This is a genomic window from Nitrincola alkalisediminis (assembly GCF_009821115.1).
Classification (GTDB): domain Bacteria; phylum Pseudomonadota; class Gammaproteobacteria; order Pseudomonadales; family Balneatricaceae; genus Nitrincola; species Nitrincola alkalisediminis.
This window is the reverse complement of sequence record NZ_VYTY01000016.1, coordinates 21,114-43,263: the sequence shown is the minus strand read 5'-3', so window position 1 is coordinate 43,263 and position 22,150 is coordinate 21,114. Positions and strand designations below refer to the sequence as shown.

The 22,150-nt window shown below is 46.6% G+C and carries 21 protein-coding genes; all 21 read left to right on the top strand.

The annotated features are described in order from the left end of the window. The first annotated feature begins 275 nt into the window (after positions 1 to 275). The 21 genes from F5971_RS17415 to flhB all read left to right on the top strand — a co-directional run bounded on the left by F5971_RS17415 (position 276) and on the right by flhB (position 22,029). On the top strand, positions 276 to 536 hold the full coding sequence (locus tag F5971_RS17415) for a DUF4212 domain-containing protein (RefSeq protein ID WP_036514185.1): 261 nt from the start codon (positions 276 to 278) through the stop codon (positions 534 to 536). Between the two features lie 5 nt (positions 537 to 541). Continuing rightward, entirely contained in the window at positions 542 to 2,311 is a 1,770-nt protein-coding gene (locus tag F5971_RS17410) for a sodium:solute symporter family protein (protein WP_036514183.1), read from the top strand. A 94-nt stretch (positions 2,312 to 2,405) separates the two neighbouring features. Beyond that, positions 2,406 to 2,915 carry a hypothetical protein gene (locus tag F5971_RS17405; protein WP_193496341.1) on the top strand — a complete coding sequence of 170 codons (510 nt, stop codon included), beginning with the start codon at positions 2,406 to 2,408 and terminating at the stop codon, positions 2,913 to 2,915. Positions 2,916 to 3,083: 168 nt separating this feature from the next. Beyond that, a complete protein-coding gene (locus F5971_RS17400; RefSeq protein WP_193496338.1) occupies positions 3,084 to 4,772 on the top strand; it encodes a VC_2705 family sodium/solute symporter in 1,689 nt (562 codons plus the stop codon). Between the two features lie 55 nt (positions 4,773 to 4,827). Next, complete coding sequence (locus F5971_RS17395) at positions 4,828 to 6,669, top strand: DUF294 nucleotidyltransferase-like domain-containing protein (RefSeq protein WP_036514177.1); 1,842 nt, start codon at positions 4,828 to 4,830, stop codon at positions 6,667 to 6,669. Between the two features lie 4 nt (positions 6,670 to 6,673). Further along, a complete protein-coding gene (locus F5971_RS17390; protein WP_036514175.1) occupies positions 6,674 to 7,300 on the top strand; it encodes a 3'-5' exonuclease in 627 nt (208 codons plus the stop codon). Positions 7,301 to 7,489: 189 nt separating this feature from the next. Further along, positions 7,490 to 7,849, top strand: a complete 360-nt coding sequence (fliE, locus tag F5971_RS17385) for a flagellar hook-basal body complex protein FliE (protein WP_036514172.1) — start codon at positions 7,490 to 7,492, stop codon at positions 7,847 to 7,849. A gap of 14 nt (positions 7,850 to 7,863) precedes the next feature. Beyond that, positions 7,864 to 9,537: a flagellar basal-body MS-ring/collar protein FliF gene (gene fliF / locus F5971_RS17380; RefSeq protein ID WP_193496336.1), complete on the top strand. Its 1,674-nt coding sequence runs from the start codon at positions 7,864 to 7,866 to the stop codon at positions 9,535 to 9,537. Beyond that, positions 9,530 to 10,525, top strand: a complete 996-nt coding sequence (gene fliG / locus F5971_RS17375; protein WP_420329359.1) for a flagellar motor switch protein FliG — start codon at positions 9,530 to 9,532, stop codon at positions 10,523 to 10,525. The genes fliF and fliG overlap by 8 nt, the downstream gene beginning before the upstream one ends. A 3-nt stretch (positions 10,526 to 10,528) precedes the next feature. Then, the gene (locus tag F5971_RS17370; protein ID WP_036514166.1) at positions 10,529 to 11,275 is read left to right on the top strand and encodes a flagellar assembly protein FliH; all 747 of its coding nucleotides are present in this window, start codon (positions 10,529 to 10,531) and stop codon (positions 11,273 to 11,275) included. A 24-nt stretch (positions 11,276 to 11,299) separates the two neighbouring features. Further along, positions 11,300 to 12,679, top strand: a complete 1,380-nt coding sequence (gene fliI / locus F5971_RS17365; protein ID WP_237748697.1) for a flagellar protein export ATPase FliI — start codon at positions 11,300 to 11,302, stop codon at positions 12,677 to 12,679. Then, positions 12,676 to 13,134 carry a flagellar export protein FliJ gene (gene fliJ, locus F5971_RS17360; protein WP_036514164.1) on the top strand — a complete coding sequence of 153 codons (459 nt, stop codon included), beginning with the start codon at positions 12,676 to 12,678 and terminating at the stop codon, positions 13,132 to 13,134. Before fliI ends, fliJ begins: the two co-directional genes overlap by 4 nt. 116 nt (positions 13,135 to 13,250) lie before the next feature. Next, positions 13,251 to 16,637 (top strand): flagellar hook-length control protein FliK, encoded by a 3,387-nt coding sequence (locus F5971_RS17355; RefSeq protein ID WP_193496334.1) that lies wholly within the window; start codon positions 13,251 to 13,253, stop codon positions 16,635 to 16,637. A 70-nt stretch (positions 16,638 to 16,707) separates the two neighbouring features. Then, positions 16,708 to 17,211 (top strand): flagellar basal body-associated FliL family protein, encoded by a 504-nt coding sequence (locus tag F5971_RS17350; protein WP_193496331.1) that lies wholly within the window; start codon positions 16,708 to 16,710, stop codon positions 17,209 to 17,211. A gap of 14 nt (positions 17,212 to 17,225) precedes the next feature. Further along, positions 17,226 to 18,206 carry a flagellar motor switch protein FliM gene (fliM, locus tag F5971_RS17345; RefSeq protein WP_193496329.1) on the top strand — a complete coding sequence of 327 codons (981 nt, stop codon included), beginning with the start codon at positions 17,226 to 17,228 and terminating at the stop codon, positions 18,204 to 18,206. 25 nt (positions 18,207 to 18,231) lie between these two features. Continuing rightward, entirely contained in the window at positions 18,232 to 18,642 is a 411-nt protein-coding gene (gene fliN, locus F5971_RS17340; RefSeq protein ID WP_036514156.1) for a flagellar motor switch protein FliN, read from the top strand. Continuing rightward, on the top strand, positions 18,642 to 19,079 hold the full coding sequence (fliO, locus tag F5971_RS17335) for a flagellar biosynthetic protein FliO (RefSeq protein WP_193496326.1): 438 nt from the start codon (positions 18,642 to 18,644) through the stop codon (positions 19,077 to 19,079). Before fliN ends, fliO begins: the two co-directional genes overlap by 1 nt. Beyond that, positions 19,076 to 19,813 carry a flagellar type III secretion system pore protein FliP gene (fliP, locus tag F5971_RS17330; RefSeq protein WP_193496324.1) on the top strand — a complete coding sequence of 246 codons (738 nt, stop codon included), beginning with the start codon at positions 19,076 to 19,078 and terminating at the stop codon, positions 19,811 to 19,813. Before fliO ends, fliP begins: the two co-directional genes overlap by 4 nt. A 16-nt stretch (positions 19,814 to 19,829) precedes the next feature. After that, positions 19,830 to 20,099 (top strand): flagellar biosynthetic protein FliQ, encoded by a 270-nt coding sequence (locus tag F5971_RS17325; protein ID WP_193496322.1) that lies wholly within the window; start codon positions 19,830 to 19,832, stop codon positions 20,097 to 20,099. Between the two features lie 4 nt (positions 20,100 to 20,103). Continuing rightward, complete coding sequence (gene fliR, locus F5971_RS17320) at positions 20,104 to 20,874, top strand: flagellar biosynthetic protein FliR (RefSeq protein ID WP_237748695.1); 771 nt, start codon at positions 20,104 to 20,106, stop codon at positions 20,872 to 20,874. Between the two features lie 12 nt (positions 20,875 to 20,886). Next, positions 20,887 to 22,029, top strand: coding sequence for a flagellar biosynthesis protein FlhB (flhB, locus tag F5971_RS17315; protein ID WP_193496319.1), 1,143 nt, complete (start codon positions 20,887 to 20,889; stop codon positions 22,027 to 22,029). Positions 22,030 to 22,150 lie beyond the last annotated feature (121 nt).

The following is a 22,150-nucleotide window of genomic DNA, read 5'->3' as shown; positions in this document are numbered from 1 at the left end:
TATCAAAGTAGAAGGCTAGTGTACCGATAATCCCATAGGATCACATCTAGTTGATTTCAACCTATTATACCATTGTCGTGTTTGACTAAAGGTTTGATCATCGACAATTCGGACGTGTCACGCTCTAGTGTCAGAAATCATTAGGTTTTTTCTGAAATCATCAATTAAATCATTGGTTTCTAGACTAAAGTCGGGGCTTTTCTTTTACGGGTGACCTTTGTTAGATTGAAACTGTATTTTTCTCAACTCCAATAACAAAAAAATGGAGAGTCACCATGGCAGATGATAAGCAAAATGCAGCTGCATACTGGCAGGCGAACGTTCGCCTTATCACCTGGAGTCTCGTTGTTTGGGCTCTAGTATCGTATGGCTTCGCCATACTCCTTCGTCCTATGTTAGCCGGTATTCCGGTTGGCGGAACTGATCTAGGATTCTGGTTTGCACAACAGGGTTCGATCCTCACCTTTATCGCGATCATTTTCCACTATGCGTGGCGATTGAACAAGCTCGATAAAGAATTTGGTGTCGAGGAGTAAACGGCATGAGTCAATTTGCAATCAATCTTATATTTGTGGGCGCCTCCTTCGCTCTTTATATAGGTATCGCGATCTGGGCACGTGCTGGGTCAACAAAGGAATTCTACGTTGCGGGTGGGGGTGTAAATCCCATCACTAACGGTATGGCGACGGCTGCGGACTGGATGTCAGCTGCATCTTTCATCTCAATGGCGGGTTTGATCGCAGCGGGCGGTTACGCTAACTCGACTTTCTTGATGGGATGGACAGGTGGTTACGTGTTATTGGCGATGCTGCTGGCACCTTACCTGCGTAAGTTCGGTAAGTTTACGGTGCCTGACTTCATTGGTGACCGTTTCTACAGCCGTGGTGCACGATTAACAGCGGTTATATGCTTAATCATCATGTCTGTGACCTACGTTATCGGGCAAATGACAGGCGCTGGTGTAGCTTTCTCTCGTTTCTTGGAAGTCAGCTCAGCGGCAGGTATTTGGATTGCAGCGGCAATCGTATTCCTTTATGCCGTATTTGGCGGTATGAAAGGGATTACCTACACTCAGGTGGCTCAGTACGTGGTGTTGATTGTTGCGTACACCATTCCAGCTGTGTTCATTTCTTTGCAAATCACAGGCAATCCAATTCCTCCGTTAGGTTTGTTTGGTACTCATGTTGAGTCTGGCATGCCTCTGTTGGAAAAACTCGATGAAGTGGTACGTGAATTGGGCTTCCGCGACTATACCGCTGACGTTGATAACAAACTGAACATGGTATTGTTCACTTTGTCTCTGATGATCGGTACAGCAGGTCTGCCACACGTTATTATTCGCTTCTTCACTGTACCAAAGGTTGCTGATGCGCGTTGGTCTGCAGGTTGGACTTTGATCTTCATCGCCTTGTTGTACCTGACGGCTCCAGCTGTTGCATCTATGGCTCGTTTGAACCTTGTTAACACTATCTACCCTGAAGGCCCAACGGCTGATGCATTGGCCTATGCGGATCGTCCAGAGTGGGTGAAAACGTGGGAACAAACAGGTCTGATTCGTTGGGAAGACAAGAACAACGATGGCCGTATCCAAATGTACAACGATGCCAATGCGGCGTTTGCTCCAACGGCACAAGCACGTGGTTGGAACGGCAATGAGTTAACGGTAAACAACGATATTCTAGTACTGGCGAACCCTGAAATTGCGAACTTACCACCTTGGGTAATCGGTTTGATTGCAGCGGGCGGTATTGCAGCAGCACTTTCAACGGCAGCAGGTTTGTTACTCGCGATTTCGTCAGCGATCAGTCATGACTTAATCAAGAATATCATTAACCCGAATATCAGTGAAAAGAATGAGATGATGGCGGCGCGTATCTCCATGGCGGGTGCGATCCTCTTAGCAACCTACCTTGGACTCAATCCACCCGGCTTCGCGGCACAGGTGGTGGCGTTGGCCTTCGGTATTGCGGCAGCTTCTTTGTTCCCTGCATTGATGATGGGTATCTTCTCTAAGCGTGTGAACGACAAGGGTGCTATCGCAGGTATGCTTGCTGGTTTGATCTCTACATTGGTTTACATCTTCACTTACTTGGGATGGTTCTTTATTCCAGGTACGAACATGTTGGCCAATACACCAGATAACTGGTTGTTCGGTGTATCACCTCTGTCCTTCGGTGCCATTGGTGCAATCATCAACTTCGCAGTCGCCTATGCAGTGTCTTTGGCAACTGAGGAGCCACCACAAGAAATTCAGGATCTGGTTGAAAGCGTTCGTACACCAAAAGGTGCTGGCGCTGCTCTTGATCACTGAGCATAATAGAACCTAGCACAGCGCAGGCTGTAAGTTAGGGTCTTCTAAGCGGGCCTCCAAACGGAGGCCCGACTTATTTCAGGAAAGGTTAAGCATGATTTGGACAATAATCGCGATTGTGTTTGCAGGATTAGGTGCGGCGGGGATCGCGTTAATTCTGCGTAAACTGACACGTAATAAAGTGCCAAAGTGGATTATTCCTGTGTTTGCAGGTATGGGGATGTTGGCTTATCAAATTTATTATGAGTACGACTGGTTCGATCATCAGCAACAGCGTCAACCTGAGGGGACAGTGGTTGTATCCACAGAAGAGGGGCAGGTGTTTTGGCGTCCTTGGACCTATTGGTTTCCTATGACGATTGCGTTTAGTGTATTGGATACGAATAACATCGCTAAGTCTGAACTGAATGGGATGGAGCTGGCAGAATTTATTCTGTACCGCTTTGAAAAACAACACATTGATCATGTCTCGGTAAAAGCGCACGTGCTGAATTGCGAGACAGCCGAGCTCTTGCCATTATCGTCAGAGCGCACCTTGCAGTTTGAGCGATTACGCATTTTAGCAAAAGACGATATTCTCTATAGAAGTGTCTGTCACGACTAAAAATTGAGACTAAAGTCAGGCTTTTCTCTTGCTTGTGTCCTTTGTTAGAGTCGAAGGACATTAACAAATGTGTTCTATAATAATTTTACGACTAAGTGCATAGTCCTCAAGCCTTATCCACTGTTGATAGGGTGTTGGTCATACTACAACCACAGAGAAAGCAGCCAAATGTTGCCTGAACATCTCTTATACGGTCTACTCGCCCTAATCAGTGTGTTTGTTATCTATGCTGTGTATAGCTTGAGTCAAGGCCATGCTTCCACGCAGTTTTATATGGCGGGAGGGCGTGTCTCACCCATGACAAATGGTGCCGCCATTGCGGCCGATTGGATTTCAGCTGTGACGTTTTTGTCTCTGATAGGTTGCCTTTTTGTGGCAGGTCAGGAGGCTTTTCTTTACATGCTAGGCTGGAGCATGGGCTTTATCCTATTGGTTGTATTGCTGATCCCTTACTTACGGCGTTTTGGTCAAGCCACTGTGCCGGGCTTTATGCTTAAGCGCTATCAATCTCGTTGGATTTGTGTGATGGCTGTTCTCACCAGTGTTTTGATTGCACTTTTCTACTTGGCGGCTCAATTGCGAGGAATGGGTATCGTGTTTTCACGCTTCCTGCAGGTGCCCATCACAACCGCTATTCTGTTTGCTGTCATATTATTGATTTTTTACGCCATTATGGGTGGAATCAAAGGTGTGACCTATACACAAGTCATTCAATTTTCTGTTTTGATTTTTACCTTTATGGTGCCGGCCTTTTTTCTTGGCTTTCAAGTGACTGGGCAGTTCTTTCCCCAGACGTTGCCGTTTGCTGAAGTCGGGGATCAGGGGCGAGTCTTCGATTGGTTTGAACGACTTAGAGTGGATGTGGGCTTGGATGCATTTGTATCAACGCATGTATTGTGGTTTGAAAAAGGCCTATTGGTGCTGCTACTGGCCTGTGGTACGGCTGCTTTGCCCCATTTGATTATGCGTTTTTTCTCGGTGGGAACACCACGGGAAGCCCAGTTGTCCGGAGGCTGGGCACTGTTGTTTATTGTCTTTTTTTATTCTGCTATTCCGGGTGTTGGGATGGTGGGAGGCGCACAGTTTTTACATACAGTGAAAGAGTATGATGGCGAAGGTTTGTATGCGACGGCAATGCCTGATTGGGTTGAAAAATGGCAGATGACGGGATTGCTGGAGTGGCAGGATGATAATGAAGATGGACGTGTGCGCTATGCGCAACCCGATGACACACTGGGTCAGCTGAGCAGTGAGTTGTCGTTGGATGCGGATGCAATGGCGCTTGTTTTCTTAGAGGTTGCCTCTCTCCCTTCTTGGGTGATTGCTTTGTTAGCATCAGGGGCTTTAGCGGCGGCATTAGCCTCCGCTGCGGGCGTTTTGATGGCTGTATCAATATCGGTGTCTCGTGACTTGATGAAAAAATGTTTCACGCCGCAGATGACGGATAGGCAGGCATTGCATCTAGTGCGTTGGGTGTCTGCAGGTTTGGTTGTCTTAGCGTCGGTCTTTGCCATCTTTCCGCTTGGGACCTTGATTGAGACCCTTGCTATTGGATTTATAGTTTCGGGTGCGGTGTTGTTCCCTGCGCTTGTGTGCGGTGTGTACAGTCAGCGAATACATGCAAAAGGTGTGTTCGCGGGTATGTTGTTCGCATTGTTGCTGATGTTGGGTTTTCTCATCGTCACACGTGTATCGCTTTCTATAGGTGCGTATTGGCCTTATTCATTCGCAACCTTTGGAGGAGTAGCCTTGTTATCGAATTTCTTGGTTAGTGGCGTTGTATCGTATTTAACACAGGCCCCAGATGATTTGGTAGAACAGAGGATGGCCAAAATGAGGGTGACCTCATCACCTTAGCGTTGCAGGGATTACAGTATTGAACCAACCCTTAACAATAACAACGGAGTAAACAATGCCTGACTCATTCAAAATGGATAATTTGCCGTTCAGCTTACTTGATGAGCGAGAACAGGCTTTGCTTCGCAGCCACTTAGATATTACCTATTTTCAGAAAGGTGAAACCATCATTGAGGCAGGAACAGCGCCAGAGGGGTTGTATGTCATCTTAAAAGGCAGAGTGGGTGAGAGTGATTTGGGCGAGACCTTGGCTACAGGAGAGGTTGTTAGCTCGAACGTCTTTGTTCACTATCAGGATGAAGATTATTTTGGTGGTTGGTCAGCGCTAAATGGCAAAGCGATTCATAATTTTATTGCCGTTGACGAAACTATTTGCCATTTATTGCCGACTAAAACGCTCTTAGAGCTCATATCCAGCAATCATTTATTTGCTGATTATTTCCAACAAAATCTGACGGCTAAGCGTGAAATTGTCGCTCAACATGGCCAGAGTCAAGACATGGCTGAGTTTATGTTGGCTCGCATTGATGATGGTACGATACGCGAACCGTTGATCGTATTGGAAGGAACCTCAATTTTTGAAGCGACGCGCTTGATGCGTGAAATGAAAGCCGATTGTGTGTTGGCTAAGAAGGGCAATCGATATGGGATGGTAACAGGAACGGATCTCTTGGATGCGGTGGTCATCAATCAGCTACCTCTTGATTCAGACGTTTCCGATATCGCGAGCTATCGCTTGATTACCATCGATCCCCAAGACTACTTGTTTAATGCGCTGATTATGATGACACAACAGCAAATAGAGCGTGTTGTGGTCATGAAAGATGCTCAGGTGTTAGTTGGAATTGTAGAGCTTACTGATGTTTTGAGTCATTTCTCAAGCCATTCTCACGTCATTGGATTGCGAGTTGAGCGTGCGCAAACCATTGCTGATTTACGAGATGCCTCCCGAGGGTTGACGGAGCTTATCAAGGCCTTGATTTCAACGGGCGTGAAAATACGGTTTACCATGGAATTGTTGGCAGCCATGAATGGACGTATTTTGTCAAAGCTGTTTGACTTAACCATTCCTCAGGATATGCGTCCCCATGTGTGTTTGATTGTGATGGGGTCTGAAGGACGTGGCGAGCAAATAATGAAAACGGATCAAGACAACGGTCTTATTTTCCGCGATGGGCTGGAGTGGCCTAAAATGCATGAGGTGATGAAGCAGTTTAGTGAAACATTAATGACATTTGGCTTCCCGCCTTGCCCAGGCAATATTATGGTATCAAACCCTGAATGGGTGAATTCAACGGAGGCTTGGGCGAATAAGTTGTCACGTTGGAGTCAAAAATTTGACGGTGAGTCGGTCATGAAGCTGGCGATTGCGGTTGATGGTAAGCCTGTTGCTGGAAACGTGGCATTATTTAAAGTCGCTCGTAATGCGTTCTTGCGCAGTATTCGCAATAACGAAATATTTTTCTCGCATTTTGCTAAAGCCTCATTGGATTTTAATACGCCTCTCACTTTTTTTGGCAAGTTAAAAGACAAGGGGAGTTTGGATATTAAAAAAGGAGGTGTTTTTCCAATTGTACACGGTATTCGTACCATGGCGCTTGAACATAAAATTCTTGAAACCAACACCTTTAAACGTATCGAGTTGTTGATAGAGAAAGGTGAGCTGCCTAAGGCGTTAGGTGCTAATTTGTCTGAGGCCTTGTCATTGTTTGTTCAGTTGCGCTTGAAGCAACAAATCGATAGGGTTGAAGCGAGTGAGTCGGGTGTGGATGATACCCCGAATGCTATCGACTTACAGAAACTAAATAAGCTAGAGCGTGAGCTGTTGCGAGACGCCTTGAGTATTGTTAAAGATTTTAAAAAGTTTCTTACCAATCGTTATCATATAGGGACTTAACCCAATGATCCTTCCACGTATGATTAGACGCCTAAAAGACCGACGTGATCACAAAGACAGTGAATATGCGCATTTGTTTGAGCCGTATAAGGGCGATGAAATTGTGTCCCTAGATTGCGAAACGACGAGTTTAGATGTCAAAAAAGCCGAAATACTATCCATTGGAGCGGTCAAAATTAAAGGACGTAAAGTTATTACGAGTGATCGATTGGATATTAAATTAAAGCCACCTGCGTCCTTGTCAAAAGACTCTATCTTGATACATAAAATCCGAGCCAGTGATTTGGTGGATGGTATTGAGATAGACGAAGCGCTAGAGCAAGTTTTACAGTTTGTGGGTAATCGTCCGATTTTGGGCTATTATGTCAATTATGACATACGTGTCTTGGATAAGTTTATCCGTCCTCAATATGGGTTTGGCTTGCCGAATAAGGCTATTGAATTATCCCATGTTTATCACGACATTATTAAGTGGAAGTCTGTGGGTGGGGAAATTGATCTGCGCTTTGATACCATCTCCAAAAAACTGGATATTCCGATTTTACAGCGACATACGGCGTTAGGTGACGCTATTACGGTGGCGTTGATGTATGTTCGCTTGAAGCACGGCTCCCCGCCTTCGGTCGCGTAGATAGCCTCTCGTTTTTTTGACACATTTCAAAACAGGTCAGTTGGCCTGTTTTTTGCATTCTAACCTGTGTTGCGCCACTCTTTGTGAGAAAGTGACAAAATACCGTCATTGGTAGGGTATATTTGTTTGTGTTGTGGCGTAAATTTTTTATAATGTCAAAAAAATGCCGTAAATGAGTGGGGTAATTGCATGATTGAGCGCACCGATATTACAAGTGTATTGTCACAGATGCGTTCTCTGCGTGCGGAAATGCAAGCAGGGGCGCAACAGGTTGCATTGCCATCGATAGGGCAGCTAAACACAGAGTCGGTTAAACCGACGGACCGTTCTGGTTTTGGTGCCTTACTCAAGTCGGCGGTTGATTCCGTTAACCAGCAGCAAAAAACCGCAAATGTGATGCGTGAGGCTTATGAGCGAGGGGATGCAGGTGTTGACCTGCCTCAGGTCATGATTCAAGCGCAAAAAGCATCGGTTTCCTTTGAAGCCATGACACAAGTTCGTAATCGTTTGGTGTCTGCCTACGAAGACATTTCCAAAATGCCGATTTAATAGAGCTTGACTAAATGGAAAATACAGCAGGATCACTGACGTCAAAAGGCGGACTGATGGCGGGCTTTAATAGTCTCGGCATTTTGCGTCAGTTGGGGTTGATGGTGGGTCTTGCAGCTAGCATTGCCATCGGCTTTTCAGTCGTACTCTGGTCCCAAAAGCCCGACTATCGAGTGCTTTATTCGAACCTTAGCTTTGCAGATGCCAATGAGGTCATCGAGCAGTTACGCATGAGCAATATTCCATATCGCTTTGATGCGGACGGTCGTGCGATTTTGGTGCCTGAATCCCATGTCCATAATGCCCGATTACGCTTAGCAGCGGATGGTTTTTCCGCAGACCGAACGGTGGGGTTTGAGCTTTTAGATGGTGATCAGGGGCTTGGCACCAGTCAATTCATGGAAACAGCGCGTTACCGTCGGGGTCTTGAGGGTGAGTTAGCAAGAACCATCTCCAATATGGTTGCCGTTAGAGCGGCTCGAGTGCATTTAGCCATTCCGAAAGACACCGTTTTTATTCGAGATCAACGTAAACCCCGAGCATCGGTATTCTTAGAGCTGACCTCAGGACGTCAACTGGAACGAGATCAAGTGGCGGCGATAGCTAACTTTGTCGCATCAAGTATTCCTGAGCTTGATGTAAAAGATGTCACCATTGTTGATCAGCGTGGGCGCTTGTTGAATATTCGCGATGCCGATACCGATGTTGTGTTGGCGGCGCGGCAATTGGAATACACGCGTCAGGTTGAGGATACGCTGGTTAATCGTGTGAACAGTATTTTGCAACCTGTAGTCGGTATGGGCAATTTTAGGGCCGAAGTGTCGGCTGATGTTGATTTTACCCAGGTTGAACAAGCCAGTGAAATGTATAACCCGGATTTACCCGCTTTACGAAGCGAACAGACGCTGGATGAGCGACGTGCTGCAGGCGAGCCAGCGGTCGGTGTTCCGGGAGCATTATCGAATCAACCACCAGGACCTGTTGCCGTTCCAGAGGTGGTTGGAGCTGATGGCCTTGGAGCGGGTGGTGCAGGATCCGGTACCAGTCGTAATCAGGCGACACGGAATTTTGAGTTAGATCGGAGCATCAGTTATACCCGTCATCAAATGGGGGGGATTAAACGCTTATCCGTTGCTGTGGTGGTCGATGATCTCGTCAGTATTAACCCTGAAACAGGTGAGACCGTTCGGACGCGTTGGAGTGAAGAGGATCTGCAGCGTCTTCGTCAGTTGGTGCAAAACTCAGTGGGCTTCTCGGCATTAAGAGGTGACAGTGTTGATGTCATCAACTCCTCTTTTGTCGCTCCTGATCTATTTGAAGTGGATGACGTGCCTTTCTGGAAAGAGGATTGGTTTTGGAGTTTGATTAAGCAAGCACTGGGAGCCGGATTTGTTCTTCTGCTGGTTTTTGGCATTTTGCGTCCAGTATTAAAGCATTTGACAGCGGTCGGTGAGGCGAAAAAAGACTTAGAATACGGCCCCGTAGGGGCTGTTTCCGCTGAGCTAGACGGCTTAGATGCATCGGGCATGGCTGAAGATCGTGTGACCTTTGGCGGAACAGAGCCAGGGGGGATTAATGGATCGAGTGAGAATTTTGAGTTTCAGTTAAATGAAATTCGCAGTATGGTGGCAGAAGATCCTGCGCGCGTGGCTCAGGCGATAAAACAGTGGGTGATTGAGCGTGAGTAACGACCTAACCGATATTGAAAAGGCAGCGATTTTGCTCATAAGTTTGGGCGAGAGCGATGCAGCTGAAATACTTAAGCATCTTGGTCCTAAAGAGGTTCAGCGTATTGGAGAGGCCATGTCGCGTCTGGACAATATCCCACAATCGAAAGTGGAAAGTGTCGTGAGTAACTTTCTTGAAGTGGTGAGTGATCAAACGGGAATCGGTATTAATAATGATCGGTATATCCGCGCGATGCTGAACCAAGCGTTAGGAGAGGATAAAGCCAAGACACTGATTGATCGAATTTTATTTACGACAAACACGTCGGGGTTGGATACTTTGCGTTGGATGGATCCACGCCAAGTCGCAGAGTTGATTCGTTTTGAGCATCCACAAATTCAGTCAGTTATTGTGTCCTATCTGGAGCCTGATCAAGCGGCGAGTGTATTAAGCTATTTTGATGAAAACGTGCGCTTAGACATTGTGATGCGTGTTGCGGCGATGGATCAAATACAGCCTCAAGCCTTACAAGAGTTGAATGATATGCTGGAAACGCAGTTCTCTGGTCCGCGCTCAACCCAGCTGGCGAAGTTGGGTGGTATTAAGTCAGCTGCCGAAATTATGAACTTCATCGATACGCAGATTGAGGTTGAACTGATGGAGTCTATGCGCAGTGTGGATGAAGTGCTGGCGGATCGTATTCAGGATTTAATGTTTGTGTTTGACAATTTGATTGACGTAGATGATCGTGGTATTCAGGTATTATTGCGAGAAGTGCAAACCGATATGCTGATCATTGCGCTTAAAGGTGCTGATTCCGGTTTGCAGGAAAAAATCTTTAAAAACATGTCGAAGCGTGCGGCTGAATTATTACGTGATGACCTAGAAGCAAAAGGCCCTGTTAGAATTTCGGAAGTAGAAGCCGCTCAAAAAGAAATTTTAACGATTGCAAGACGTTTGGCAGATGATGGCGAGATCAATTTAGGTAGTGGCGATGATATGGTGTAAGGGATGACAAAGTCGGATACTCCTATACCTGTTCGTATTCCAGCGGCAAAAGCGGGCAAATTGCAGACGTGGCAACTGCCTGATATAGAAGGGCCTTCTTCATTTGCTGCTTTACATGCGTTACGTGAGCAAGAGATTGTTACGGTCGTGGATGAAGAGGTGGCGGCCGAAAAGCTGACAGTAAAAGAGTTGGATGCCATTCGAGAGGAAGCCTATAAAGAAGGCTTTGCTGAGGGGCGTCAAGATGGCTTTGAGCAGGGCAAGCGAGAAGGGTACGAACAAGGCTTAGCCATGGGTTTAAATGAAGGCCAAGGGCAAATTGATATACAGTTGCAGGTGTTGCAATCGATACAGTCGCAGCTGTTTGATCCCTTGGCTTCAAAAGAAGAACAACTGGAGCTTCTTTTTTACCGTTTAGTGGTGAAGTTATCAGAAAGTATTGTGATGTCTGAGCTTTCAATTTCAGAGGATCGACTCAAACACACATTAAAGCAGGCATTGGCTGCTCTGCCCGCTCAACCCAAGCAATTAAAAATTGTTATGCATCCTGAGGATAGTCAGCTGCTTTCTGACTATGCTGAGCAGCATGGCTTAGCCTTTTTGGACGATGCGAGCATGACACGTGGTGGGTGCCGTTTAATTAGTGAGCACTCCGAAGTTGATTTTCAAGTTGAAACACGCATTAGCCAAGTTATCGATCAATTCAAAGCGTCACTGCGCATGCCTCTGGAGCCAAATCCTGCGGAATAAGTTAAGGTTTTTATCGTGAAATTTATTGAACGCTGGCAGCATGCATCCTCTCAGTCTTTATTCTCACCTCAACCAAAGATTTCAGGGCATATTACTCGCCTTATAGGTTTAACACTTGAGGCGGTGGGTATAAAAGTGGCCCTTGGGGATTGCTGTTATATCCAAGTGACCGCTGATCGCGCTTGCGAGGCTGAAGTGGTTGGCTTTGCAGGTGATAAAATCTATTTGATGCCATTGCAAAGTGTTGAAGGTCTCCAGCCTGGAGCCAAAGTGACCCCTGTTTCGGGCAAAGGTTTAGTGCCCGTTGGATTTGGTTTGCTGGGGCGTGTTCTGGATGGTACGGGTAAAGCGCTGGATGCTAAAGGTCCTTTGGATGTGGATGAGTGGGTTACCCTTGAGGGTGAAGTGATTAATCCCCTCCATCGTCAACCAATCAGTGCTCCTTTAGATGTTGGTATACGTGCCATTAATGGTCTGTTGACGGTCGGTTGTGGTCAGCGTTTGGGGTTATTCGCCGGAAGTGGAGTCGGTAAGTCTGTTCTGCTTGGAATGATGACACGCTTTACTGAAGCCGAAATTACGATCGTTGGTCTGATTGGCGAGCGTGGGCGTGAGGTGAAGGAGTTTATTGACCATAGCTTAGGAGAGGAGGGAATGGCGCGTTCTGTGGTCATCGCCTCACCTGCCGATGATTCGCCTTTGATGCGTCTTCGCGCTGCGCAGCTGACCACACGTATAGCCGAATACTTCCGCGCAAAAGGTAAACGCGTTTTACTCTTAATGGATTCTTTGACTCGTTACGCTCAGGCTCAGCGGGAAATTGCATTGGCGGTAGGTGAGCCACCTGCGACCAAAGGTTATCCACCTTCTGTTTTTGCTAAGTTGCCAAAACTGGTTGAGCGTGCAGGGAATGCTGAAAAAGGGGGTGGGTCCATAACGGCTTTTTATACCGTCTTAACCGAGGGGGATGACCAGCAAGATCCCATTGCAGATTCTGCACGCGCTATACTGGATGGGCATTTTGTTCTATCAAGAGCCTTGGCTGAGCAGGGGCATTATCCAGCGATTGATGTTGAGGCATCGGTCAGCCGAGTTATGCCAAGCGTCGTGACACCCGAGCAGTTAGCGATGGCCTTGGAATTTAAACGCATGTACTCCCGCTATCAGCAAAATGCTGATTTAATTAGTGTGGGAGCCTATGCTAGAGGCAGTGACCCGTTGACCGATAAGGCGATCGAAATGCAACCCGTTATCAAGTCGTATCTACAGCAGACAATGCAAGAGAGTTTACCCATGGCTCGGTCTGTTGAGGAGTTGAGTTTAGTGATCGCGGCATCGTCACAGGTTCAAACTGGACAGGTACCTAAAATGCCGATGGTGAATCCACGTATGGATAGACGATGACAAAGAAAAAATCTGACCGCTTGGCCTTGGTTCATGATTTGGCGGTTAAAAAACGTGAAAAGGCCGACCAGTATTTAGCTGAAAGTCGCCAACGAATGACGCAGGCCGAAACCCAGTTGCAACAGCTCGAAGGGTATTTGCGAGAGTATCAAGAGCAGTTTACTCAAAATGGCCAACAGGGCTTTTCTTCATCACAGATTGTTTCTCATCAAGCATTTATATCGCGCTTACAGCATGCAGTGAGGCAACAGTACCAAACGTTGTATTTAGCGCGAGATCAGTATGAGCAAGTGCTAAAGCATTGGCAGCACTCCTATGCCCAAGCGAAAGGGCTTGAAAAGTTGCATGATAAGGCATTGGATGCTGAGCAGGTTCAGAGAGATAAAAAAGAACAGCAACAAATTGATGAACGATCCCAGCTAACACAAAGATCCGGCGTTTTTTCATCGGATTAAGTGGGTATGTTGCTCGGTGCGGATGTTTGAGCAGTAATACCCTGTCACTCTCAAAGATTATGTTGGCTTGGATATTGCAATGAGGTAATAAAGTCCCCCTGCAGTTGGAGTTTGACATGTCTTTTTCCCTATTCTCAAATTTGTCATCATTAGGCCTGTCTGGTGCCCTTTCTACGCCAGTCTCGTCTGATGCACAGGGCACGCAAACTCCATCCGAGCGCACTTTTAATACGCCGAAAACGCATGCTTTTTCCGATTGGATTGAAAAAGCGTCCGGTCATCGAGACTCTCTTAACTCGCCGTCTACTGCGGCCGATGGATCCGTGTCTCAAGGCAAATCTTTGCCTATTGTCGGCAGAGAATTGCCGCGAAGCTTGGATCGTACGAGTGACAGTCTTCCCTCTTCAGCGAAGGATCGTCAATCACAAGCATTCGGTTCAGTCTCGGAGGGTGGGCAATCATTCAATGGGCGAAGTGCTGATGTAACAGGTGAGATCGAGAGTCAAGCACAACGTTTTGTAAGAAATCCGTCGCATCAGAGTGGGCAGTTGATAATGCCTGCACAAGATAAATCAATGCATGTAAAAGCGGCCGAGCCGAGTGTCTCTGATGTTGAGGTGTCAAATGATGCGAGTCGCGTTGTTGTATCAGATCTGACGAAAGCGATCCACAAGGCTATTCATCAGGCACAAGGCGATGCTCAGATGTACAAGGCGGACAGCGCACTGAGTCAAGCGATTCGAGACAATGAATGGACGTCTGATTTAACGAGGTCTCCTGTTGAAAACACAACATTACCGTCAGCCGATATTCGAGGCCCTCGTGAAGGCTTAACTTCAACGAATACGACACCCAATCAACTGATTTCTCAGAGTCGCGAGAACACATCCGATGTGTTAATAACAGAGCGCAGTGCTTCTTTTGATAGAGAAGCTCTACTGAATGTTCAAAATACGCCTGAGGAGGATACTCAAGTCGTATCAGGCGTGAGCTCTCAGGTCAGTGCTGATCGAGCGCAAGTGGAAGTAAGACCCCGTCAAGAAGCCGATCTCCCGGCGGACCAGGCAAGCATCAGGTTATCTGCACAGGCATTTTTGAATGATAAGGGAACGCATGATGGCTCAGTTGCAACTCCTGCTGAGCGATCGAATGTGTTTAAGGATATGAAGCCAGAGGTGACTTCTAGCCTAATTGCGGGACGCTGGATCGAGGAAGGTAACGCCATTATTCAAAATCAAGGTACGCCCCTGATACCTAAGACAAACGTGGAGTTGCCTATGTCTGATGAGGTAATAAAGGAAGCAAGCTTTGTTCATGTGCCTAATAGAGTGACGTCCGAGGGACACCTTGAGGCTGTTGAAGGCGAAAATGTGCGTTCAGTGGGCACTGCTGAGTTAGCGTCAGCTGTATCCATAGAGTCAAGTGAGGCGTCTCCAAATCCAAGATTGGAGCTATCAATACCGCCTCAGCCTCATGCTCCCTCAGTTTCTCCTGAGGTAAAATCCAATGATGAAGCATTTATCCAAGTCTCAGACAATGTCTCTAAACCTGTCGACAATAGCGTAGGTGAGGTTAAGTCTCTAGATATTAGAGGTCAGGTTGTTTCTCCGGAGAAAAATATTGAGTCCGACCTGAGTCTTTTGGGGCAGGCTGTGTTCGCCGATGCGTCGGAACTTAAGCCTATGCCTACGCCTAATTCTCAGAGTCTAGACTTCACTGAAAGTGCTCATTTATCTCAAGTTGGTTCGAAGAGAGGTTTAGGGCAGTGGGATGGCGAATCTCAGCCTCAAGGAGAGGGGCGGGGATTGGTTGCCGAGTATGCAAATAGCAATAACTCGGATACGGTTAGATCGATTGGCATGAGTGAATCCGTTATGACGCGTGTTGACTCTCAACCGATAGTGGCAGATTTGATCGGCGTGGGTACGCCGGATGAGGGGGGCGTTCGCTCTGAAACAGTGAATTTGGCAACGGCAGTTTCAAAAGCCACCCCTTCAACTGGATCATTGATGCCTCCAGTACCGTCTACAGAACCCCCTCTTCCTTCGAACTCACAAAATTCACCTGTTGAGGCTCCAGTTAGAGCTGAGTTACAGATGGGGGTGCCGGGGCAGGTGACCATGCCCACCTACTTGCAAAGTTCGAGCGATGCTATCTCAATTAGGGCTGAGCCTTTTGTAGAGTTATCCAATCAAAGAGAATCCCGGGTAAATTTGCTCAACGTACCTGCTGAAGCCCCCCCTCAACTTGAGGCTAGGGATTTACCCAATAATAATCGCTATACAATGGGACAAGAGGAGCAGGTTCAATTAAATAGAGAGCGTGAAGTTATTCAGTCGTTGATGTCGCCCAAAGTGGATGCGCAGCTGTCGAAGGTTGTCAGTCCCTTTCCAGGTGATGTGAAGATTCGACAAGACGGTGAGCTAACCCCTTTATCTGAGAGTCCTGAACAGACGGGTTTTCGTGATCCTTCAACGAATTTAGAGCTCAGCGCGCGTTCAGCAAGCAATCAAGGTCTGCCTGACCAGCCGGTGTTGATGAGTAAGGAAGAGTTCGGAGTTGGTCCTCTTGGCCAGACTGAGGGGCGAATGGATCAGGCTGTGAGCGCCGTTTCAGTTAAAGCGACAGATGAGTCGGTGTCCTATTTGACCTCTGCTCAAAATGATATGGCGATGCCTTATGACACGGACCTGTCAAAGCTTGATTCTACGGGGCTTGTTGCAGATGTTCCCGAGGCTTCTGCAGCGCCAATGGTGTTTAAAGATAAAGAGCCTATGCAAAAAGCAGGGACACAGTTAGATAAGGGGGTTAGGAAAGACGATACGGTTGTACTGCGTGAAGCACAAAGGCCTGTAGGTGCGGCGTTGGAGGCTGAGCGAATGATTGATTCGATGCGTTTACGAACAGATGCATCGGATCGTCGAGTTGAAATGGAGCTGAGAGAGTCAATGTTAGCCAATGCTTCATCAACATCCATATCGGCGACGAAGTCAGATGGGGCGAGTGCATTTAGTTCAGCTCTAAATGGTGCACAGACAGCAGTGACGTCGAACCCTCTTGCACCGTCGGCTATGTCGGAGTCCTTACGTCCGGCTGAGCGTTTAATGAATCCTGCATGGGCTAAAGGGATGGGTGAAAGGGCCATTATGATGGTTCAGCAGGGACCTAAGGTTGCCGATATACGTTTAGATCCGCCTGAGTTGGGCTCTCTAAGAATTCGAATTCATGTGCATGCGGGTGATCAGGTTAATGTCAGTTTTAGTGCTCCGAATGCCGCTGTTAGAGAAGTACTTGAACAACACATGCCCAGATTAAGAGAAATGTTTGCAGAGCAAGGGCTTAATCTTGCTGACTCGTCTGTATCGGATCAGTCTTCCCAGCAACAAAAAGACAAGGAGGGAGGTGGTCTTGCAAGAGGGGGGAAGAGTATCGAGCAGTTAAACGAAAATAATACGGTGCTTGCAAAGCCAATAAAAATTGGATTAGTCGATTATTATGCATGAAGCAAGTCCACTGTTTTACAGCGGTTGTGGTATATTGCTCACTCTAGAGAGTTGAAGACTGGAGTGATCAATGGCTGAAGATAGCAATGAAAACAAGGGTAAAGGTTCCAAGAAGAAACTCATCATTATCTTGGCGGCTGTCGTTTTATTGTTAGGAATTGGAGCAGGTGCCTTTTTATTCTTAATGGGTGATGATGGGTCATCCGAAGCATCGGCTAAGCCGGCAAGGCCAACGGAAGCTATCTACGTCAAGATCAGAACGCTTGAAGGCCGCCCTATGTTCGTCGCGGGCTTGCAAAATGCGACGGGTACACAGCACTTTATTCAGGTGTATGCCGAGGCGAAAACACGTAATCCGGCAGTTGAGTCGGTCTTAAATACTCATATGCCGTTGTTTGTTGCACGTTTAAATACCTTATTCACAACAACGAACCCTGACTCTTTACGAACAGTCGAAGGGGTGCGTGCGTTGCAACAGGAGGCGACCGAGTTGGTTAGACGTTTAGTCAATGAACGAGGTGGTCCGGGTGATGCCGTTGAGATTGTTTTATTTACCGACTTTGTGATGCAGTAATGGAGCAGCGTTAAATGTCCGTTAAGGATCTGCTATCGCAAGATGAAATTGATGCCCTGTTGCATGGTGTTGATGATGGTGATGTCGAAACGGCCGATGACAGCCCTGTCGATGAGTCAGGTGTTCGTGTTTATGATCTAACCAGTCAAGAGCGCATCGTGCGTGGGCGAATGCCGACGCTCGAGATGGTCAATGAGCGCTTTGCACGCTTGGCTCGGGTGACACTGTTTAATCTATTAAGAAAGCCTGCAGATGTGACGGTCGGTGGTGTTCAGGTGATGAAGTATGGCGATTACATTCATACACTTTACGTGCCGACCAGTATGACTCTAATGAAAGTCATGCCATGGCGGGGGACTGGTCTTTTGATCATGGATGCAAAGTTGGTGTTTAAACTGGTTGATCAGTTTTTTGGTGGCGATGGACGCCACGCTAAGATAGAAGGTCGAGACTTTACGCCAACTGAAAACCGATTGGTGTATAAAACAGTCAACCAGTTGTTTGAAGATTTAAGACATGCCTGGTTACCCATACACACCCTCAAGTTTGAACAGATAGGCCATGAGTTGAACCCTGCTATGGCCAATGTTGTTGGGCCGAACGAGGTGGTGATTGTGAGCTCGTTTCAGGTGGATCTTGAAGGGGGGAATGGTGATTTTCATGTCACCATTCCTTACTCAATGATTGAGCCTATTCGTGATCAGTTAATGTCCGTGTATCACAGTGCGGAATCAGAACGTGATGACCGTTGGATGGCGTCTCTACGCAGAGATATCTTACATGCAAGTTTGCCCGTCGATTTAATTGTGACCGAACGCGATATGACGTTGCGTGATGTGATGGAGTTCGAGGTTGGGGATGTGATTCCAGTGGATATACCCGATCAACTGACACTTAAAGCGAATGGAGTTCCCTTGTATACCTGCCAACTAGGAACATCTCGTGGTAACCTTGCAGCAAAAATACATCGAGTCCTTAAGCAGGATTCTGAATGATTATGTGTAGTGCGGAGATTCGAGTGTGAGTGACGAAAACGCAAGTGTAGATCAACAAGCTTTGGCTGATGAGTGGGCCGCTGCGATGGAAGAGCAGGTAGGATCGCCCGAATCGGAGCCCGATTTCATGAAGGTTCAGCTCAGTGAGTTGAAAGATGAATCTGTTTCCGGGGGAGACCCAAGGCTTGAGGTTATTCTGGACATTCCCGTTAAAATGACGGTAGAAGTGGGGGGGACGGAAATCGCAATCCGAAACTTACTTCAACTCAGTCAAGGTTCTGTTTTAGAGCTTGATCGAGTGGCAGGCGAGCCGCTTGATGTGAAGGTGAATGGTACATTAATTGCGCACGGCGAAGTTGTGGTTGTGAATGATCGCTATGGTATACGTTTGACGGATGTCATTAGTCCTCAAGAGCGGATTAGGCGATTAAAATAGTGAAAGGATTGCTCGCGTTTACGGCCTGTTTTTTTCTTTTTGTTTCTTATGCATTCGCGACGGAAGCTCCTTTAGTCTCTCAAAATAGCTTTCTGTCCTCAGAGCCACTCACATTTTCAGCCATTGTTCAAATGCTGCTGGGATTATTATTGGTTATTGCCGTTATTTTTATTCTTGCAGCTATTATGCGACGTGTCGCACTCATACCTGGACAGCATAAAAAACTAAGAGTGGTGGCCGCTTTATCCTTGGGACAAAAAGAGCGCGTTGTTCTGGTACAGGTGGGTGAAGAGCAGCTGCTTTTGGGGGTTTCACAAGGTCAAGTGACCTTGCTTAAGTCGTTTGATGAGCCTGTTATTGAGCTGTCTGTGCCATCTGATGAGTTTGGATCACGACTGAAGTCAATTATAGATGCACAAAGAGGGCGCTCAAAATGAGAGGGTGGTTGTTTCTCTTTTTGGTGTTCATGCCTTTGATGGCGCAGGGGCAGGATTTTGGAATTCCAGCCGTATCTCTGCGAGTCGACGAGGATGGCTCGGCCGAGTACAGTGTTACGATACAGATCTTAGCGCTCATGACGATGCTGACATTCTTGCCAGCAATGCTCATGATGATGACTTCATTTACACGAATTATTATTGTTTTTTCTATTTTGCGACAAGCACTGGGGTTGCAGCAAACGCCCTCAAATCAGGTGTTGGTGGGTTTGGCACTTTTTTTAACGTTTTTTATCATGACACCTGTGTTTGAGCGCGTCAATGTTGAGGCTGTGCAGCCTTATATTGCTGAGGAGTTAGGTGCGTTAGAAGCGTTGGAGGCGGCTGGGAAGCCTTTTCATCAGTTTATGATTCGCAATACGCGCGAAAGTGATCTTGATTTATTTATGCGTATCTCAGATACCCCTCGAGTTGCCTCTCAGGAAGATGTCCCGTTTCGGATTTTGATCCCAGCCTTTGTGGTGAGTGAGCTGAAAACGGCATTTCAGATTGGGTTTATGTTGTTTATACCTTTTTTGGTTATAGATCTGGTTGTCGCAAGTGTGTTGATGGCCATGGGTATGATGATGTTGTCTCCAGTGATTGTTTCACTACCCTTCAAAATCATGCTATTTGTATTGGTGGATGGCTGGGCGATGGTTGTCGGCACGCTAGCGGCCAGTTTTGGAATCTAGCGATGAGGGCTGAAACGTGCTGATTGGAAATACGCTGGACCTATATGGCGGTGCATTTTGGTTGATTATCAAAATCGTTGTGGTGATTGTAGGCCCGGCTCTGCTTGTGGGCTTAACAATCTCAGTCTTTCAAGCAGCGACTCAAATTAACGAACAAACACTGAGCTTTTTGCCACGTCTCATCGTTAGTTTATTGGCTGTAATGTATGCAGGGCCGTGGATAGTGACTCAAATCATGGATTTGTTTGAGTTTTTGTTTTTGAATATTCCTCATATGATCGGATAGAGCCGTGTTCGTTTCACTCGCCGAGTTGGAACAGATGGTCTCTACTTTTTTGTGGCCTTTGTTTCGTGTTTCCTCTTTTTTTATGGCTATTCCAATAGTCGGTACACAAATGGTCCCTGTGCGAGTTCGCTTGGGTCTAGCATTGGTTGTTACCCTTTTAATCGTGCCTGTGCTGCCCGAAATGCCCATTTTCGATGGTCTTTCTTTGTATAATTGGCTTGTGATCGCAAATCAGATTTTAATCGGTGTTGTGCTGGGCTTTACCTTGCAATTGTTGTTTCAGAGCTTTCTTGCGGGTGCGCAAATTATCGCTATGCAGTCGGGCTTGGGTTTTGCGTCGATGACGGATCCAAGTAATGGTGTTAGCGTTGTTGTGGTTGCTCAGTTTTACTCAATGATGGCGACGTTATTATTTTTGGCAATGAATGGGCACTTGGTGATGATTGAAATCTTAGCCCAGAGCTTTTTTTACTTACCCGTCGGACTTACTGGGGTGGATGGTGAAGTGTTTATGCGCATCGTTCTGATGCTGAGTTGGCTTTTTATGGCGGCACTATTGATGGCGATGCCTGCAATCCTTGCATTATTAATTATTAACCTTGCCTTCGGTATCATGACAAAAGCAGCACCCCAGTTAAATATTTTTGCGATAGGCTTTCCATTTATTATGCTGGTGGGATTGTTTATGCACTGGGTAAATGTCCCGATTTTCTATGATCACTACGTGCGTATGACTGACTTTATGCTAAGTTTTATTCATTCATTGTTGCTTTAATGGGAAAAGTCAGTGGCTGAAGAAACAGGTCAGGAAAAAACACAAGAACCCACGGCGAAGCGCATACAAGATGCGCGAAAGAAAGGGGATATCGCGCGCTCGAAAGAGTTGACAACTCTAGCCTTGCTAATGGCTTCAGCTGCTGCAGCTTTGATGTTTGGTAGTCATGTTGGGCACACCATGATGCGAATGTTTAGCCATAACTTCAGTATTCGAGGAGACGCGGTATCGGATCCAGCATTTATGTTTCTTCACTTGTACGAAGCCCTGTGGGAGAGTTTTTTCAGCCTGTGGGGCTTTTTTCTGATGGTCTTCTTAGCCAGTTTTTTCTCATCAATCGCACTGGGTGGCTGGAATTTTAGTGGTGAGTCATTGCAGCCCAAAGGCAGTCGTTTGAATCCATTAGCCGGGATTAAACGAATGTTTTCGATGAAGTCGCTGGTAGAGCTTTTTAAGGCGATAGCGAAGGTATTGGTGGTTGGGTCAGTATCTGTTTTAGTGGTCATGGTGATGAGGCCTGAGTTAATGGCCTTGACAGCTGAAAACATTGAAACATCTATTGAGCATGCGTTAGAGGTGTTGGCTTGGTCTTTTTTGCTGATCAGTGCAACCATGATTTTGGTTGTATTGGTAGATGTGCCCTATCAGTTGTATGACTACAACAAAAAACTGAAAATGACGATGCAGGAAGTGAAAGATGAAATGAAAAATACCGAGGGTAAGCCCGAGGTGAAGGGGCGTATTCGTCAGCTGCAATATGAAATGTCGCAGAGAACAATGATGAAAGATGTACCCAATGCAGATGTCGTGATTACCAACCCGACACATTACGCTGTCGCCATTAAGTACGATCAAAGCCAAGGCGATGCTCCCGTTATTATTGCGCGCGGTGCAGATTTTGTCGCCCTAAAAATTCGTGAGATAGCGCAAGAGAATGATGTCCAGATCCTATCATCACCGGCCTTGGCGCGTGCACTGTTTTATGCAACGGAGGTTGGAGATGAAGTTCCAACAGGTTTGTATACAGCCGTTGCTCAAGTGTTAGCTTATGTCTACCAATTAAAAAACACACCTTCCTATAATCAGTCTTCAATTCCACCGCCAAGAGAGCAAGATCTTGAAATTCCAGAGACTTTTCGAGTTGATCCTGATTAATTTGGCTTGAAAATTGCATAGATCCATCAATGGGCGTTGTTTGGCTTTTTTGTCAAAAAAATGGCGTTTTATGGATCGCTCTAAATAGCCAATAGGTTTCTATATCGAATATTTTATCTTT